Source organism: Stutzerimonas nitrititolerans, from assembly GCF_003696285.1.
GTDB classification, from domain to species: Bacteria; Pseudomonadota; Gammaproteobacteria; order Pseudomonadales; family Pseudomonadaceae; genus Stutzerimonas; species Stutzerimonas nitrititolerans.
In genome coordinates, this window is record NZ_RFFL01000002.1 from 158,785 (window position 1) to 175,437 (window position 16,653).

General features: G+C 63.9%; 15 protein-coding genes and 1 riboswitch. Of the genes, 7 read left to right on the top strand and 8 right to left on the bottom strand.

Annotated features, from left to right (window positions below):
• Positions 1 to 94: 94 nt before the first annotated feature.
• The 4 genes from coaBC to argB all read left to right on the top strand — a co-directional run bounded on the left by coaBC (position 95) and on the right by argB (position 5,314).
• Positions 95 to 1,309 carry a bifunctional phosphopantothenoylcysteine decarboxylase/phosphopantothenate--cysteine ligase CoaBC gene (coaBC, locus tag EA795_RS02900; RefSeq protein ID WP_122075469.1) on the top strand — a complete coding sequence of 405 codons (1,215 nt, stop codon included), beginning with the start codon at positions 95 to 97 and terminating at the stop codon, positions 1,307 to 1,309.
• A 5-nt stretch (positions 1,310 to 1,314) separates the two neighbouring features.
• A complete protein-coding gene (dut, locus tag EA795_RS02905) occupies positions 1,315 to 1,770 on the top strand; it encodes a dUTP diphosphatase (protein ID WP_122075472.1) in 456 nt (151 codons plus the stop codon).
• A 1,224-nt stretch (positions 1,771 to 2,994) separates the two neighbouring features.
• Positions 2,995 to 4,383 carry a phosphomannomutase/phosphoglucomutase gene (gene algC, locus EA795_RS21280; RefSeq protein ID WP_204934983.1) on the top strand — a complete coding sequence of 463 codons (1,389 nt, stop codon included), beginning with the start codon at positions 2,995 to 2,997 and terminating at the stop codon, positions 4,381 to 4,383.
• A gap of 19 nt (positions 4,384 to 4,402) precedes the next feature.
• Complete coding sequence (gene argB / locus EA795_RS02915; protein WP_014851353.1) at positions 4,403 to 5,314, top strand: acetylglutamate kinase; 912 nt, start codon at positions 4,403 to 4,405, stop codon at positions 5,312 to 5,314.
• 40 nt (positions 5,315 to 5,354) lie between these two features.
• Here the strand turns inward: argB and EA795_RS02920 are convergent, their stop codons facing one another.
• Both EA795_RS02920 and pyrE read right to left on the bottom strand, forming a co-directional pair.
• On the bottom strand, positions 5,355 to 5,939 hold the full coding sequence (locus EA795_RS02920) for a DUF4124 domain-containing protein (RefSeq protein WP_205891464.1): 585 nt from the start codon (positions 5,937 to 5,939) through the stop codon (positions 5,355 to 5,357).
• Between the two features lie 297 nt (positions 5,940 to 6,236).
• Positions 6,237 to 6,878, bottom strand: a complete 642-nt coding sequence (pyrE, locus tag EA795_RS02925; protein ID WP_122075475.1) for an orotate phosphoribosyltransferase — start codon at positions 6,876 to 6,878, stop codon at positions 6,237 to 6,239.
• 149 nt (positions 6,879 to 7,027) lie between these two features.
• Here pyrE and crc point away from each other — a divergent pair, with 149 nt between their 5' ends.
• Positions 7,028 to 7,807, top strand: a complete 780-nt coding sequence (crc, locus tag EA795_RS02930) for a catabolite repression control protein Crc (protein ID WP_014851350.1) — start codon at positions 7,028 to 7,030, stop codon at positions 7,805 to 7,807.
• A gap of 18 nt (positions 7,808 to 7,825) precedes the next feature.
• Here crc and cpdA read toward each other — a convergent pair whose 3' ends face one another.
• The 3 genes from cpdA to nudF form a co-directional block, all read right to left on the bottom strand.
• On the bottom strand, positions 7,826 to 8,641 hold the full coding sequence (gene cpdA / locus EA795_RS02935; RefSeq protein ID WP_122075477.1) for a 3',5'-cyclic-AMP phosphodiesterase: 816 nt from the start codon (positions 8,639 to 8,641) through the stop codon (positions 7,826 to 7,828).
• A gap of 128 nt (positions 8,642 to 8,769) precedes the next feature.
• Positions 8,770 to 9,216 (bottom strand): DUF1249 domain-containing protein, encoded by a 447-nt coding sequence (locus EA795_RS02940; RefSeq protein ID WP_014851348.1) that lies wholly within the window; start codon positions 9,214 to 9,216, stop codon positions 8,770 to 8,772.
• Positions 9,213 to 9,830 carry an ADP-ribose diphosphatase gene (gene nudF, locus EA795_RS02945; RefSeq protein ID WP_014851347.1) on the bottom strand — a complete coding sequence of 206 codons (618 nt, stop codon included), beginning with the start codon at positions 9,828 to 9,830 and terminating at the stop codon, positions 9,213 to 9,215. The genes EA795_RS02940 and nudF overlap by 4 nt, the downstream gene beginning before the upstream one ends.
• 480 nt (positions 9,831 to 10,310) lie before the next feature.
• Between nudF and EA795_RS02955 the strand changes: the two genes are divergently transcribed.
• A complete protein-coding gene (locus EA795_RS02955) occupies positions 10,311 to 11,042 on the top strand; it encodes an RsiV family protein (RefSeq protein ID WP_122075479.1) in 732 nt (243 codons plus the stop codon).
• 79 nt (positions 11,043 to 11,121) lie between these two features.
• Here the strand turns inward: EA795_RS02955 and thiC are convergent, their stop codons facing one another.
• Positions 11,122 to 13,002 carry a phosphomethylpyrimidine synthase ThiC gene (gene thiC, locus EA795_RS02960; protein WP_058077064.1) on the bottom strand — a complete coding sequence of 627 codons (1,881 nt, stop codon included), beginning with the start codon at positions 13,000 to 13,002 and terminating at the stop codon, positions 11,122 to 11,124.
• A 103-nt stretch (positions 13,003 to 13,105) separates the two neighbouring features.
• Positions 13,106 to 13,212, bottom strand: a riboswitch (TPP riboswitch).
• Between the two features lie 175 nt (positions 13,213 to 13,387).
• Between thiC and EA795_RS02965 the strand changes: the two genes are divergently transcribed.
• On the top strand, positions 13,388 to 14,815 hold the full coding sequence (locus EA795_RS02965; protein WP_122075481.1) for a TolC family outer membrane protein: 1,428 nt from the start codon (positions 13,388 to 13,390) through the stop codon (positions 14,813 to 14,815).
• Between the two features lie 20 nt (positions 14,816 to 14,835).
• Here EA795_RS02965 and EA795_RS02970 read toward each other — a convergent pair whose 3' ends face one another.
• The gene (locus tag EA795_RS02970) at positions 14,836 to 15,606 is read right to left on the bottom strand and encodes a lysophospholipid acyltransferase family protein (protein ID WP_122075484.1); all 771 of its coding nucleotides are present in this window, start codon (positions 15,604 to 15,606) and stop codon (positions 14,836 to 14,838) included.
• Positions 15,606 to 16,349 carry an L-ornithine N(alpha)-acyltransferase gene (gene olsB, locus EA795_RS02975; RefSeq protein WP_122075486.1) on the bottom strand — a complete coding sequence of 248 codons (744 nt, stop codon included), beginning with the start codon at positions 16,347 to 16,349 and terminating at the stop codon, positions 15,606 to 15,608. Before olsB ends, EA795_RS02970 begins: the two co-directional genes overlap by 1 nt.
• Between the last annotated feature and the right edge of the window lie 304 nt (positions 16,350 to 16,653).

A 16,653-nucleotide genomic window follows, 5' to 3' on the forward strand; every position in this document is an offset into this window, starting at 1 on the left:
ATTTCCATATGGGCGCTGTGCTATCTTAGCGGCCTTTTTTCGACGGTGGCCGGCCACGGCCGGAACCAGTTCTCACCCGCAACAAGGCAGGCCTATGCAGCGGCTTTATCGTAAACGCATCGTCCTGGGCGTCGGCGGCGGCATCGCCGCGTACAAGAGTGCCGAGCTGGTTCGCCGGCTCCGCGACCAGGGTGCGGAAGTCCGGGTGGTGATGACCCAGGGCGGTCGCGAATTCATCACCCCGCTGACGCTCCAGGCGCTCTCCGGCCACCCGGTCCATCTCGACCTGCTCGATCCGGCGGCCGAAGCGGCGATGGGGCATATCGAGCTGGCGCGCTGGGCCGACCTGATCCTGGTCGCTCCGGCTACCGCCGATCTCATGGCACGCCTGGCCCAGGGCATCGCCAACGACCTGCTGACCACGCTGGTGCTGGCCACCAACGCGCCCGTGGCACTGGCGCCGGCGATGAACCAGGCAATGTGGGCCGACCCGGCCACTCAGGCCAACCGCCAACTGCTCGAGCAGCGCGGCATTCGCCTGTTCGGCCCCGCCTCGGGCAGCCAGGCCTGTGGCGACATCGGCCCGGGACGCATGCTCGAAGCCGAACAACTGGCCCAGGCCGCCGCCGATTGTTTCGAGCGCAACCTGCTCACCGGCCGGCACATGCTGATCACCGCCGGGCCGACCCAGGAAAACATCGATCCGGTGCGCTACATCACCAACCACAGCTCCGGCAAGATGGGCTTCGCCCTGGCCGAGGCCGCTGCCGAGGCGGGCGCGCGCGTGACCCTGGTCGCCGGGCCGGTCTTCCTGCCGAGCCCCGATCGCGTCCAGCGCATCGACGTGGTCAGCGCCCGCGACATGCTCGCGGCCTGCGAAGCGGCAATGCCGTGCGATCTGTTCGTTGCCGCCGCGGCGGTCGCTGACTATCGCCCCGAGGTGATTGCCCCGCACAAGCTCAAGAAAGACCCCACCACCGGTGATGGCCTGCTCCTGCAGATGGTGCGCAACCCCGACATCCTCGCCACGCTCGCGGGGCGCCCGGACCGGCCCTTCAGCGTCGGCTTCGCCGCCGAAACCGAGAACCTGCTGCAGTACGCCACGCGCAAGCTGCGCGACAAGAACCTCGACCTGATCGTCGCCAACGATGTGGCCAACCCCAGCATCGGCTTCAACAGCGAGGAGAACGCGGTCACCGTGATCGACCGTCAGCAGCACGAAACCCGCTTCAGCCAGGCCAGCAAGGGCCATATCGCCCGCCAGTTGGTCGCCTTCATCGCCGACCGTTACCATCAGGCCCGAGCCTAAAGACCATGCACAAACTCCAAGCCAAGATTCTCGACCCACGCCTCGGCCAGGACTTTCCCCTGCCGGCATACGCCACCCCCGGTTCCGCCGGCCTCGATCTGCGCGCCATGCTGCAGAGCGATACCACCCTGGAACCCGGCCAGACGCTGCTGATTCCCACCGGCCTGTCGATCCACATCGCCGACCCCAGCCTGGCGGCCATGGTGCTGCCGCGTTCGGGCCTGGGCCACAAGCACGGCATCGTGCTGGGCAACCTGGTGGGGCTGATCGATTCCGACTACCAGGGCGAACTGATGGTGTCCTGCTGGAACCGCGGCCAGAGCACGTTCAGCATCGCCGTGGGCGAGCGCATCGCCCAACTGGTGCTGGTGCCGGTGGTGCAGGCGCAGTTCGAGCTGGTCGAGACATTCTCCGACAGCCATCGCGGCGCCGGCGGTTTCGGACATTCCGGCAGCCACTGACCCCTCCATCAGGACGACCCGAGGAGCTCCATGAAACTCTTCAAGCGCGGCGCCAAGGACCCTGGCGCACTCAACCCCACCGACAGCAAATCCTCGCAACGCCGTCCCGGGGGCAGTCTGGGCGGCCTGCTGCCCGGCCTGACCTGCGGGCTGCTCGGCCTGGGCATCGCCGGCGCGCTGATCGGGGTCGGCCTGCAATCCAGCCAGCAGGCACACAGCGCACAGGTCGCCAGGGCCTGGGGCGAAAGCCAGGTCAGCGCCCTCGACCAGGCGTTGAAGCAACTGGCGTCCGATACCCGCGGCCTGGCCGGCGACCCGCAACTGATCGATGTCCTGCTCAGCGGCGAGCCGCAGCGAGTACACGACGCCGAACGCGATCTTGCGCTTCGCGCCAACGTCTTCGATGCGCACCTGTACCGGCGTGACCGCGCCAGCCCCAGACCCGACCGGGCCGGCCCGGTCACCTTCGCCGCGCTGGACATGCTGCAGCGCGCCGAGAATGGCGAGACGCCCGCGCCGGAAGCCTATCGGATCGAGGGCCAGTGGCTGCTCTACAGCGCCATTGCGCTGCAATCCGCGCCGAATCAGCCAATTCAGGGAACGCTGCTGGTGGTCAGCCCCCTCGACCGGCTGCTCGCCACGCTACCGACGCTTCCAGCCGACGCCGGCCAGATGCGCCTGAACCAGCAATTCAACAAGGGGCCCGCGCAACTGCTGGCCCAACGCGGCGCGGGCGAGCTGGAGGAGCAGGCTCTGGACCTGCCCAGCAGCAACCCGAACTGGGGCCTCCGCTTTCTGCCCAGCTCTCAGGCAAGCGCCGCGATACTGCCGCCATTGGTGTTGATCGGTGCGCTGCTGGCCGCTCTCAGCGGCTTGCTGATCGCCCTGCAGCTGACCCTGAGCGGCCAGCAACGACGCCTGCGTGAAGACGTTCTGCGGATGGGCCAGGCACTGCAGGAACTCTCGAAAGGCAGAGCCATCAAAATGCCGACCTTGAGCCTGCCGGCACTCGATGCGCTGGCCAAGAGTCTGGCCCGCCTACCGTTGCGGGCCGCGACGCCTGACGCAGGCAAGGCCCCGGCCCCGGCGTCAGTTGCCGCACCGCAAAGCAAGCCTAGCGAGTATGTCGACCCCATGTTCCAGACCACCGACATTCTCGACATCGATATTCTCGACGAGGACCAGGATTGGATGGGCCTCGACACCAAGGAGCGAGAAAGCGCAATGAGCCCGAAAGCCCCGCAGTTACCTGCCAGCATTTTCCGCGCCTACGACATTCGCGGCGTGGTCGGCGACAGCCTGACCACGGAAACCGCGTACTGGGTCGGCCGCGCGGTCGGCTCCGAAAGCCTTGCCAGGGGCGAACCCAACGTCTCCGTGGGCCGCGACGGCCGACTGTCCGGCCCCGAGTTGGTCGAACATCTGATCCAGGGCCTGGTGGACAGCGGCTGCAGCGTCAGCGACGTCGGCATGGTGCCGACTCCGGTGCTCTATTACGCAGCCAACGTGCTGGCCGGCAAATCCGGCGTGATGCTCACTGGCAGCCACAACCCGCCGGACTACAACGGCTTCAAGATCGTCATCGCTGGCGACACCCTGGCCAACGAGCAGATTCAGGCGTTGCGGCGGCGCATCGAGACCAACGACCTGGCCGAAGGCATCGGCCAGGCCGAGCAGGTCGACGTGCTGGAGAGCTACTTCAAGCGCATCCGCGAGGACATCGCGCTGGCCAAGCCGATGCGGGTGGTGGTCGATTGCGGCAACGGCGTCGCCGGCGTGATCGCGCCGCAACTGATCGAAGCCCTGGGTTGCAAGGTGATTCCGCTGTTCTGCGAGGTCGACGGCAACTTCCCCAATCACCATCCCGACCCGGGCAAGCTGGAGAACCTCGAAGACCTGATCGCCAAGGTCAAGTCCGAGAATGCCGATCTGGGTCTGGCCTTCGACGGCGACGGCGACCGCGTCGGCGTGGTGACCAACACTGGAACCGTGGTCTATCCGGACCGTCTGCTGATGCTGTTCGCCAAGGATGTGGTCTCGCGCAATCCCGGCGCCGACATCATCTTCGACGTCAAATGCACGCGCCGCCTGACGCCACTGATCAGCGGCTACGGCGGCCGCCCGGTGATGTGGAAGACCGGGCATTCGCTGATCAAGAAGAAGATGAAGGAGACCGGCGCCCTGCTGGCCGGCGAGATGAGCGGCCATATCTTCTTCAAGGAGCGCTGGTACGGCTTCGATGACGGCATCTACAGCGCCGCGCGACTGCTGGAAATCCTCAGCCAGGACAAGCGGACGGCCGAACAGGTGTTCGCGGCGTTCCCCAACGACCTGTCGACGCCGGAAATCAACATCACCGTCACCGAAGAGAGCAAGTTCGCGATCATCGAGACCCTGCAGCGCGACGCGCAGTGGGGCGAAGCCAGTGTCACCACACTCGACGGCCTGCGGGTCGATTATCCGAAGGGCTGGGGTCTGGTGCGCGCCTCCAACACCACGCCGGTGCTGGTGCTGCGCTTCGAGGCCGAGAGCGAGGAGGAGCTCAAGCGCATACAGGACGTCTTCCGCGCTCAGCTTTATACTGTCGCGCCTGATCTCAAACTGCCGTTCTGACTTATTTGCGGAGCCCTGCATGACCCTCAGCCGTGAAGCTGCCACCCAATTCGCCCAGGTCCTGTCCGAGGCGCTGCCCTACATTCGCCGCTTCGTCGGCAAGACGCTGGTGATCAAGTACGGCGGCAACGCGATGGAAAGCGAGGAGCTGAAAACCGGCTTCGCCCGCGACATCGTGCTGATGAAGGCCGTCGGCATCAACCCGGTGGTGGTCCACGGTGGCGGCCCGCAGATCGGCGACCTGCTCAAGCGACTGAACATCGAGAGCCGCTTCATCGACGGCATGCGCGTGACCGACAGCCAGACGATGGATGTGGTGGAGATGGTGCTCGGCGGCCAGGTAAACAAGAGCATCGTCAGCCTGATCAACCAGCACGGCGGCAGCGCCATCGGCCTGACCGGCAAGGACGCCGGCCTGATCCGTGCGAAGAAGCTCAAGGCCAGTCGCAAGACGCCGGAAATGTCCCAGCCGGAAATCATCGACATCGGCCAGGTCGGTGAAGTCACCGGCATCAACACCGAGCTGCTGGAAATGCTGGTGCATGGCGACTTCATCCCGGTCATCGCTCCCATCGGTGTCGGCCCGGATGGCGAGTCCTACAACATCAACGCCGACCTGGTCGCCGGCAAGGTGGCCGAGGCGCTGAAGTCGGAAAAACTGATGCTGCTGACCAACATCGCCGGGCTGATGGACAAGCAGGGTCAGGTCCTGACCGGATTGACCACCGCCCAGGTCGACGGGCTGATCGCCGACGGCACCATCTATGGCGGCATGCTGCCGAAGATCCGCTGCGCGCTGGATGCCGTGCAGGGTGGCGTCCACAGCGCCCATATCATCGACGGCCGGGTACCCAACGCCGTGCTGCTGGAAATCTTCACCGATATCGGTGTCGGCACCCTGATCACCAATCAGCAGCAGGCACAGTCGTAGGGTCGCCAGCGGTCGTTGAAACGAGCGAACTCAGCGGCCGCTACTGAGTGCTACCCAGCAGCTCGGCGACACGTGCCTGGTCACGGCCGAAGTTTCTTTCGGCCTCCTGACGGACCCTCAGGTAACGCTCGATATCCCGCTGCAAACTGGCCTGTTCCCTGTTCAGGTTGCCGATTTGCGTCAGCAACTGCTCGGGCACGGCACGCCCGGCGCGCTCATGATTCGCCGCCTGGCTTTGCAGGTTGTCCTGCTGGGTACGCAGCGCCTGCAGATTGCCGCGACTGATGCCGATCACACCGTCCAGCTCTGCCAGCTTGCGCTTCTTGGCCCGCTCGACATCCTGAACACTCGCGTACAAGCGCAGCAACTGCATGTCGGAACTGGCTCGCGCCTCCGCTTCCAGCAACTGTTGGCGTTCCTTCGCCGTCGGCGCGGCACGCACCACGCGAATGACCCGCCCCTGCTCGTTGAGCACCTCGTAGCCTTTACCGATGTATTGCGGCGGAACACCATGGCGGTCCAGTACCACAACACCCTTATCGTCGACGTAGCGATACAGGTCGCCGAAGGCCAGATCCGCGCCCAGCAACCCCAGCAGCACCAGCATTCCTTTACTAATCCGCATAATCAACCTCTTACAGGGACCTATCGACGTTTCGCTGGGCCGCACCGCCCTGCAGGTGCGCTCTACGTACCGAAATGCTGATCCCTGCTGGCAGCATTCAGAAGTCACTTGTTGAGCCTCGAACCAGCCCGCTGCATGAAACGCGCCAGCTCGCAATAACCTGGGCGCTGGCTAACGTCACCTTCGCCCCGGATTCGCTGCCGAACCCTACGGCGAAACCTGCTCCCTACTCAGCCAAGCAAAGCAACCACCAGCTCACAAAGCAGAGCCGCCGAACGCCACACATCCAGGTCGTCGTCAGATGCCGTACTGGTCCCGATAGGCCTCGACAGCCGGCAGGTGCTGCCTGAGCTGCTCGTCCTGGGACAGGTAGTCCAGCACCTGTTCCAGGGAAACGATGCTGACCACAGGCATACCGTAGTCCCGCTCCACCTCCTGGATGGCCGACAACTGGCCCTGCCCCCGCTCCTGACGATTGAGTGCGATCAGCACTCCGGCAGCCTGTGCTTCCTGGGCACGAATGATCTGCATCACCTCTCGAATGGCGGTGCCGGCCGTGATCACGTCGTCGACTATCAGCACCCGTCCCGTCAGCGGCGCACCGACCAGCGTCCCGCCTTCACCGTGATCCTTGGCTTCCTTGCGATTAAAGCACCAGGGCAAATCGCGGCCATGCTGCTGCGCCAGAGCAATGGCAGTGGCGGCAGCCAGGGGAATGCCCTTGTAGGCTGGCCCGAAAACCACGTCGAAGTCGAGCCGGCTGTCCATGACCGCCGCAGCATAGAAGTCGCCCAATCGGGCAAGAGCCGAACCACTGTTGAATAGGCCCGCGTTGAAGAAATAGGGGCTGGTGCGCCCGGACTTCAACTTGAATTCACCAAAACGCAGCACCCCGCGCTCGATGGCGAAGCGAATGAATTCGCGCTGGTACGCCTGCATGAAAAATTCCCGAAAAATGACGGAGTGAAACCACCAGACTGGTGAAATCTATCAAGCGGAACGATGCCGTCCGCTGCGTAATTTTCAATAGCCTGCTAATTGTGAAGAGCTTGGGTTATCATACATGCACGTGTTTTTAGGGGCCATTTATGCGGATCATCAGTGTCAACGTGAATGGCATTCAAGCGGCGGCACAGCGAGGTCTGCTCAGCTGGCTGCAAGCGCAGAATGCCGACGTCATCTGCTTGCAGGATACTCGCGCCTCGGCAGTGGAACTCGATGACCCGGCCTACCAGCTCGACGGCTATTTTCTTTATGCCTGCGATGCGGACATTCCCGAGCAAGGCGGCGTAGCGCTTTATTCCAGATTGCAGCCGAAAGCGGTAATCATGGGATTGGGTTTCGAAACGGCCGATCGCTACGGCCGTTACCTGCAAGCGGATTTCGACAAGGTCAGTATTGCCAGCCTGCTCCTACCCTCGGGGCACGGCAGCGACGAAGCGCTGAACCAGAAATTCAAGTTCATGGACGATTTCGCCCACTATCTGGACAAACAGCGCCGCAAGCGTCGGGAATACCTGTATTGCGGCTCACTCTACGTGGCGCATCAGAAACTGGACGTGAAGAACTGGCGCGACTGCCAGCAGGACGTGGGCTTTCTGGCTCCCGAGCGCGCCTGGCTGGATGAGGTCTTCGGCAACATGGGCTACGTGGACGCGCTGCGCGAAGTCAACCGTGAAGGCGATCTCTACAGCTGGTGGCCGGATACCGAGCAGGCCCAACTCCTCAACCTGGGCTGGCGGTTCGATTACCAGATCCTGACGTCTGGCCTGCGCCGTTTCGTGCGCAGCGCTCGCCTGCCGCGCCAGCCACGCTTTTCACAGCACGCGCCGCTGGTCGTCGATTACGACTGGACGCTGAGCCTCTAACCGCCAGACCCGGATCGCTCAATAGCCCTTGATGCTGTAATCGATCTCGAAATCGATGCCGCTGACGCGTGACACGCCGGTATCCAGGCTGCCATCCGCGTGCAGGCGCAGCCAGCGATATCCGGGCGCGAGGCTGTCGACCTGGAAATCCTCGCTGCCCGGTGCGAACTGCACACCGGTGGAGGGCGAAGCCAGCAACCGCACAGCGCCCCTCCGGTCGTCGAACTCCTGATGGATGTGCCCCCAGAGCAGCGCACGTACGTTGCTGTGGCGATCGATGACCTCGAACAGCTGTTCGCGATTATGCAGGCCAATGGTGTCCATCCAGCGGCTGCCGATGGTCACCGGATGGTGGTGCAGGCAAACCAGGACATGGTGCTGCGGAGCCTCCGCCAGAGCACGCTCGAGAAGCACCAGCTGTTCAGCGTCCAGGAAGCCAAATACCGAGCCGGACACCAGCGTATCGAGCATGACCACGCGCCAGCCGCCAATATCCAGTACCGGCAGCATCATCTCGCTATCGCGAGTCGCCTCACGCATCGCAGCCAGTTCGTCATGGTTGCCCGGGCACCAGCGGAATGGAGCGGGAATACGCTCGGCCAACTGGCGAAACCGGCGATAGGAAGCAACCGAGCCATCCTGGGAAAGGTCACCAGTGGCCAGTACCAGATCAACCTTCGGCTGCTCCTCCAGCACCAGATCGACAACCCGCTCCAGGCTCTCCGCCGTGTCCATGCCCAACAGCTTCCCACCCGCCTCGGCGAACAGGTGGCTGTCGGTCAGCTGCACGAGCAGCACCGAATCCTCAACGGCGGTCAGGGGCGCAGCAGACAAGGCCCTTCTCCTTTGGCGAAACACGCAGAGGAATTAATTATGGTGGTAGCGCCTTGCAAGGGAAACCGCGCGTAACGGGCATGAGTCACAGAACGGGCCGCAAGCTCGCCCTGGCGGCAAGTCTGCGGTTAAACCACGGGCGCCAACTCGTGCCCGCACGCCAGGCAATGCCCCAGCCACTCACCGAGAAACAGATTGAGCTGGGTCTTCTCGTCGGGCTGGTGCATCTGCGCGTTGGGATAGGCATAGATGCCGCGAAAGCGCCGGGTGTTTTCTGCGCAAGTCACTTCCGCCATGCGTGCATCGTGATACACACGCACCTCCATCTGGGGCACCGGGAGCCACGGCAGGCAGTGTTCCTGCGTGATTCGCAGGGTGCTGGTGTAGGGGCAGTTTTCCAGCACCTGAAGCACCAGTACCCCCAGCAGCCTGTCGCCCTGACTCATGGCTACGCGACGGGTATCCTGGCTCGTACGCATTTGCGGCAACAGCCGCATCAGGCGCAGGTAGTTCGCCTCGCAGGCGGCCTGCAGCTCCAGCAGATCGACCCGGTAACGGTCGCGGGCCAGTTTCATGACCAGGCCCCTCGGACTTCGTCACGGTTCAACGCCAGCCATTGCAGGGCGATGATGCTCGCGGCGTTGTCGATCTTCCCGTCACGCACCGCCGCCAGCGCCCGCTCCACGGACCAGACGTGCACCTTGATGTCCTCGCCCTCCTCGGGCAGTCCGAATATGCCTTCGGCACCTTCGCTGTCGCAGCGGCCGACGTACAGATGCACCTGCTCGTTGCTGCCGCCCGGAGAAGGGAAGTAGCGGCACACCGGCCACAACGCCCCAAGCTCAAGACCTGCTTCCTCCATCGCCTCACGGCGCGCGACCTCCTCCGGCTGTTCGTCCTTGTCGATCAGTCCGGCCACCAGCTCGATCAGCCAGGGGTTGTCCGCCTTGTCCAGTGCTCCGGTACGGAATTGCTCGATCAGCACCACCTCGTCGCGCCGGGGGTCATAGGGCAGCACGCAGACGGCATCGTGCCGAACGAACAACTCGCGTTCGATCTGCGCGCCCATCTCGCCACTGAACAGGCGGTGGCGCAGCTGCAGGCGCTCCAGGCGATAGAAACCGCTGAAACATTGCTCTCGCTGCAGGATCTGGACATCATCGGTGCCGGGTTTGAAGGTATCGCTCATGGCTCACTCACATCTCGGTTTGTTCCGTGCCTACGGCGCCGGAAAGACTGCAACCGTCACATCGTGAGCGGTCTCTTCGTAATCATCCTAGCGCGCCGTTTGTATGGGCGCAGCCCTTAGGGTCTGTTGGCATTTCGTCGCGGCCGCGTTGCTGCGCCAGATGTCGCCAGGCAAGGCGCGGGACGCAGGTAATGGCGCGCCATTGCCAAGTCTCGCAACGCCGGATGGCGACATCAGGCGCGCAACCCTTCGGGCCGGGCCTGTTTTTACGCGATGCTGCGTTTCTCGTCGCTTATTTGGAATGACCAAACTTCGCTCCTCGTGCCTTGCCTCGCGTAAAAACAGGCTCCGGCGCAGCGGTGTACGAAATGTCAACAGACCCTACAGACCACTCGCACCTGGAAAAATGCCGCTCTGGCACAGGCCGAACTTCAACCCCTGCCAGCAATCGAACCGACATCTCAGATCATGAAACGACCCATGCACGCTCACAAGACTCTCACTCTAGCCATACTCGGCCTGCTTCTCTCTGCCTGTCAGCACATCGGTGGCGAAGCGCCGCTGAAAGTCCTGCAGATCGTCAGCGAACAACGCGCCAGCGGCTGTGCCGAAAATGACGAACGCTGCCCGTTGGTCAATATCGACACCGAACACTTTGCCGACGAACCGGCGCTGAACGCGTTGATCGACGAACGGCTGCGCAGAATGACAGTGAACACGCCCGACGCCGAAATGCCGGCGACGCTGGAGGACTATCAGCAGGAGTTTCTACGCAATGCCGAAGAAGGCTGGAGCAGCTACCTGCAAGCCAAGCTGCGCGAACAGCACGGTTCGCTGCTGGTGATCGAGCTGTCGAGCTATCTCTTCACCGGCGGCGCCCACGGCATGCCCGGTCGCGGTTTCATCAACTACGACCGCGAACAGGACCGCGAACTGCGCCTGAAAGACGTGCTGGCCCCCGGACAGGAAGGCAATTTCTGGCGTGCCGCCCGCCGGGCGCATCAGCGCTGGCTGGTGGAGAACGAACACGACCGGGACGCCGAATTCATCGAATTCTGGCCTTTCCAGCAGACCGCCCACATCGCGCTGCTCAAGGACAGCGTGCTGCTCAAGTACGACGTCTACAGCATCGCACCCTACTCCAGCGGCCACCCCGAGCTGAGCATTCCGCATGATCAGCTCGAAGGCATCGTCAGGCCGGAGTATTTGTAGCGGAGCACTTCGTAGGGCCGAATTTGTTCGGCCTTGGTGAAACCGGCCGAATGAATTCGGCCCTACAAGGCCGCAGCAGCTACACCTGCCGGTAGATCACCGAGCCCTCGTCCTTGAAGCGTTCGGCCTGTTCCGCGAAGCCTGCCTCGATGGCCTTCTGCTCGTCGGTCAGGCCGTTCTCGGCGGCGTACTCGCGCACTTCCTGAGTGATCTTCATCGAGCAGAACTTCGGCCCGCACATGGAGCAGAAGTGCGCGACCTTGGCCGAATCCTTGGGCAGGGTCTCGTCGTGGAAGGCGCGCGCAGTGTCCGGGTCCAGGCCCAGGTTGAACTGGTCTTCCCAGCGGAACTCGAAGCGCGCCTTGGACAGGGCGTTGTCGCGGATCTGCGCGCCCGGATGGCCCTTGGCGAGGTCGGCGGCATGCGCGGCGATCTTGTAGGTGATGATGCCGGTCTTGACGTCATCCTTGTTCGGCAGGCCCAGGTGCTCCTTGGGCGTGACGTAGCAGAGCATGGCGCAGCCGAACCAGCCAATCATCGCCGCACCGATGCCGCTGGTGATGTGGTCGTAGCCCGGCGCGATGTCGGTGGTCAGCGGGCCGAGGGTGTAGAACGGCGCCTCGTCGCAGCATTCGAGCTGCTTGTCCATGTTCTCCTTGATCAGGTGCATGGGCACGTGGCCGGGGCCTTCGATCATGCACTGCACGTCGTGCTTCCAGGCGATCTTGGTCAGCTCGCCGAGGGTTTCCAGCTCGCCGAACTGCGCGGCATCGTTGGCGTCGGCGATGGAGCCCGGACGCAGGCCGTCGCCCAGCGAGAAGCTGACGTCGTAGGCCTTCATGATTTCGCAGATGTCTTCGAAGTGGGTGTAGAGGAAGTTTTCCTTGTGATGCGCCAGGCACCACTTGGCCATGATCGAACCACCACGGCTGACGATACCGGTGACGCGCTTGGCGGTCAGCGGCACGTAGCGCAACAGCACGCCGGCATGGATGGTGAAGTAGTCGACGCCCTGCTCGGCCTGCTCGATCAGGGTGTCGCGGAACAGCTCCCAGGTCAGGTCTTCGGCGATGCCGCCGACCTTCTCCAGCGCCTGGTAGATCGGCACCGTGCCGATCGGCACCGGCGAGTTGCGGATGATCCACTCGCGGGTTTCGTGGATGTGCTTGCCGGTGGACAGGTCCATCACCGTGTCCGAGCCCCAGCGGATGCCCCAGGTCAGCTTGGCGACTTCTTCCTCGATGGAGGAACCCAGCGCCGAGTTGCCGATATTGCCGTTGATCTTCACCAGGAAGTTGCGGCCGATGATCATCGGCTCCAGCTCGGTGTGGTTGATGTTGGCCGGGATGATGGCGCGACCGCGGGCCACTTCGTCACGGACGAATTCGGGGGTGATTTCCTTGGGGATGCTGGCGCCGAAGCTCTGGCCCGCGTGCTGCTGATCCAGCAGGCCGGCGGCACGATGCTCCTGCAGCTTCATGTTCTCGCGAATGGCGATGTATTCCATCTCGGGCGTGATGATGCCCTGACGCGCGTAGTGCATCTGGCTGACGTTCCTGCCAGCCTTGGCGCGGCGCGGGTTGCGCACATGGGCGAAGCGCATGGCAGTCAGCTCGGCATCGTCCAGGCGGCGCTGGCCGAATTCGGAGGACAGGCCGGGCAGGCGCTCGGTGTCGCCGCGATCTTCGATCCAGGCGCTGCGCACATCGGCCAGGCCCTTGCGCACGTCGATCTGCACATTGGGATCGGTGTAGGGGCCGGACGTATCGTAGACCAGCACCGGCGCATTGATTTCGCCACCGAAGGCGGTGGGCGTGACGTCGAGACTGATCTCGCGCATCGGCACGCGAATGTCCGGGCGCGAGCCCTGCACGTAGATTTTCTGCGAACGCGGGAAAGGCTGGATCGACTGCTGGTCGACCTGGGCGGATTCACTGAGATGTTGTTGTTCTGCACGCATCAGACTGGCTCCTCGATAGTTGTCGGAGCGAACCTGAAAAACACGGCGGGATAAGGGCATCGGGGTGCGCCGGGATTGGCGCCGAGAGACTCGCGGGAGAAGCTGGCGAGCACATCTTGTTCCCTACGCAGGCCTTAACCTGATCAGGTTCAACGGGATCCGGAACTTTCCGATCTCAGCCTTCGATTCAAGGCACCCCGACAAGAACGCGACCGAGTCTAATCAAGAGCCCAGGAGAAAGCCATGCCAAAGCGTGCAAATCGCGACCGCCGGGTCACGCATGTGCCGCCGTATCCGCCTCTTGCGACGTGACGCTCGGTACCTTGACCCCCTTGCCTGGCGCCGCTTAGCCTTGCCCATCACTCCGCTTCAGGGAAAGACGCCAATGCTGCGCCGACTCACGCTGGCAATCGCAGTCACCACTTCTTCAGGCCTGCTCTGGGCCGAAACGACGGCTTCGCTTTCGGCCCGGACCGATCTGGTCAGCGTCTATCGCCAGGCCGTAGCGAACAACGCGGACCTGGCCGCCGCACGCGCGCAGTTCCAGGCGACCAGGGAAGTGGTGCCCCAGGCCCGGGCCGGTCTGCTGCCCAACCTGAATGCCGGTGCCGAGCTGAACGACACCCGCACGGACGTCGATACCAGTGCCGGCGCACGCTCGCTATCGCGTAGCGGCGTGGTCTACCAGGCCACCCTGAGCCAGCCGCTGTTCCGTGCCGATCGCTGGTTCCAGCTGCAGGCGGCGGAGGCGATCAGCGAGCAAGCGGCACTGGAATACTCGATTGCCGAGCAGAATCTGATCCTGCAAAGCGCCCAGGCTTATTTCGCGGTACTGCAGGCCCAGGACAACCTGGCAGCGGTCAAAGCCGAGGAGGCAGCCTTCAAGCGACAGTTCGATCAGGCCAACGAGCGCTTCGAGGTCGGCCTCTCCGACCGCACCGATACCCTCGAAGCGCAGGCCGGATTCGATACCGCACGGGCGAACCGGATGATCGCCGAGCGCCAGGTGGAGGATGCGTTTCAGGCGCTGTTCACCCTGACCAACCGCAGCCATGTCGCCCTGGAAGGCATCGAACACAGCCTTCCGGTGCTCCCACCGATGCCCAACGACGCCACTGCCTGGGTCGACACGGCGACGCAGCAGAACCTGACCCTGCTGGCGGTGGATCAGGCCGTCAATGCCGCCGGCGAAACCCTGCGCCAGCGACGAGCCGGCCACGCACCGACGCTGGATGCGGTGGCCAGCTACCGCAAGGGCGACAACGACAGCCTGGGCTTTTCCAATACGGGGATGGACGAATTCTTCCCTGGTTATCCACGCTACAACGGCGACGTCGAGCAGGGCAGCATCGGCCTGCGGCTCAACATTCCGCTCTATAGCGGCGGAATGACGAACTCGCAGACCCGCCAGGCGTTTCATCAACTGACCCAGGCCGAACAGCAGCGCGAAAGCCTGCGCCGGCAGGTGGTGGAGAACACCCGCAACCTGCATCGCGCGGTGAATACCGATATCGAGCAGGTGCAGGCGCGACGCCAGTCGATCATCTCCAACCAGAGCGCGCTGGAGGCCACCGAGATCGGTTATCAGGTCGGCACCCGCAACATCGTCGACGTGCTGGACACCCAGCGCCGCCTGTACGCGGCAGTGCGCAACTACAACAACGCGCGCTACGACTACATCCTCGACAACCTGCGGCTCAAACAGGCCGCCGGCACGCTCAGCCCCGACGATCTGCAGGACCTGGCCGCCTACCTGAAGGCCGACTACGACCCGGACACCGACTTCCTGCCGCCGGACCTGCATCAGCGCTGAAGGCTTGCCACTGCTGCGTCCTAGGCGGCTTGCCTGTCCGTTTGCGGTTCGTCGTCCAGCGCCGCCTCTATCGCGGCACGAGCCTGACGCGCCAGGGTCGAGCGTTGGCCGCCAACGCTGGCGATGGGCTCCAGCAACTGGATTCGCAGCACCGCGTGGTCGGCCGCGAACAGACGCAACAGATGTGCGGGCAGTTCGTCCTCGCCGATGAAAGGCGCCAGCGAATCCACCAAGCCGTCACGCATATAACGCAGCGCCACCGGCTGCAGCGGTACGCCCGCCTCTATCGCCCCGGCCAGCAACCGGCCGTGGAAAGGCAACACCTGTTGGCCATCGCTGCTGGTGCCCTCGGGAAACACCAGCAGCGGACAGCCACCGCCAAGGCGCTCGGCTATCCGCCGGGCGAGTAGCAATCCATCCCCCGCACCGCGACGGATGAACAAGGTGCCCGCGCACTGCGCCAGCCAGCCGGCCAGCGGCCACTGGCGAACCTCCGCCTTGGCCAGGAAAGACAGCGGCGCCAACTGCCCGAGCAGCGGGATATCGGTCCAGGACACATGATTGGCGACCCAGAGCATCGGCTGCTCCGGCAGCTGACCGCTGAGCTCCAGGCGAAACGGCAGCGCCGCGGCCAGCCAGCCCATGAAGCGCTGGCTCAGGCGTTGTCGCAGGGCTTGCAACTCACGCCGCGCGAGCGACTCGGCGACGGATACCAGACCGGCCAGCAGCACCCCGCCGCCAAGCGCCGCGAAGAATCGGACCAGGCGCAGGCCCTGGCGCAACCTGCGCATCAGACCGCTGCCTTGAAGTGCCGTGCGTAGCGTGGGCAGAGCTGATCACGCTTGAGCAGGATGAACAGGTCGGCAACCTGGAAGTCCGGGTCCCAGCAGGGTTCGCCGCAGATTTTCGCCCCCAGGCGCATGTACGCCTTGAGCAGCGGCGGCAGTTCAGCGCTGAGATTGTCCGGCAGGTGCAGCGCTGGCAGCGGGTTGCGCGGCTCGGCACGCAGGTGTTCATGGCACAGGTAGCGCTCGCGCAGACGCTGCATGATCGCCTGGGCCTGGATACCGCCGTCCTTCATCGGAATGCTCGCACAGCCCATCAGGTAACCGTAGCCGCCTTCGTTGAGCACCTCGGCCAGTTCGGCCCAGAGCACGGCTATGGTCGCGCCGTTGCGGTAGCGCGCATCGACGCAGGTTCGGCCGATTTCCAGCACCGGTCCATCCAGATGCGCCAGGCCGTGCAACTTGAACTCACTTTCACTGTAGAAACGCCCGAGGCGGCGGGCGGCCTGGTGATCGAGCAAGCGGGTGGTGGCGACCAGGCACCCGCTGTCAAGATCGCGCACGCCGATGTGTGTGCAATGGGCGTCGAACTCATCAGCGTCCAGACCGCTTTCGGCGCCTTCCAGGCGTGCCTCCAGCTCGTCGCTGAATACGGCGAAGCGCAGGGCCTGTGCTTCGAGAAGGGCGCTCCCGCCTGCCAGGCGCACGGCCTGCAAACGACGTGAGGGGCGCGAATCGATCTTGTGCATCGGTCAGCCTCCAGTGAGCATCGCCGCGCGTGTGCGGACGTGTTCTGCAGGCTCAGGCTAGGTAGCGGCCGAGGCAGCTCCATGAAGGTTCGGTGATAGTTGCATGACAGCGATTGGCCATCTGCCTTGGTTCGCGGAAAGCGGGCCTCTAGGGTCTGTTCCCGTTTCGTACGCGTCCGCGCCGGAGCCTGTTTTTGCGCGAGGCAAGGCACGAGAAGCGAAGTTTGGTCGTTCCAAATAAGCGACGAGAAACGCTGCATCGCGCAAAAACAGGCCCGGCCCGAAGGATTGCGCGGCAAATGTC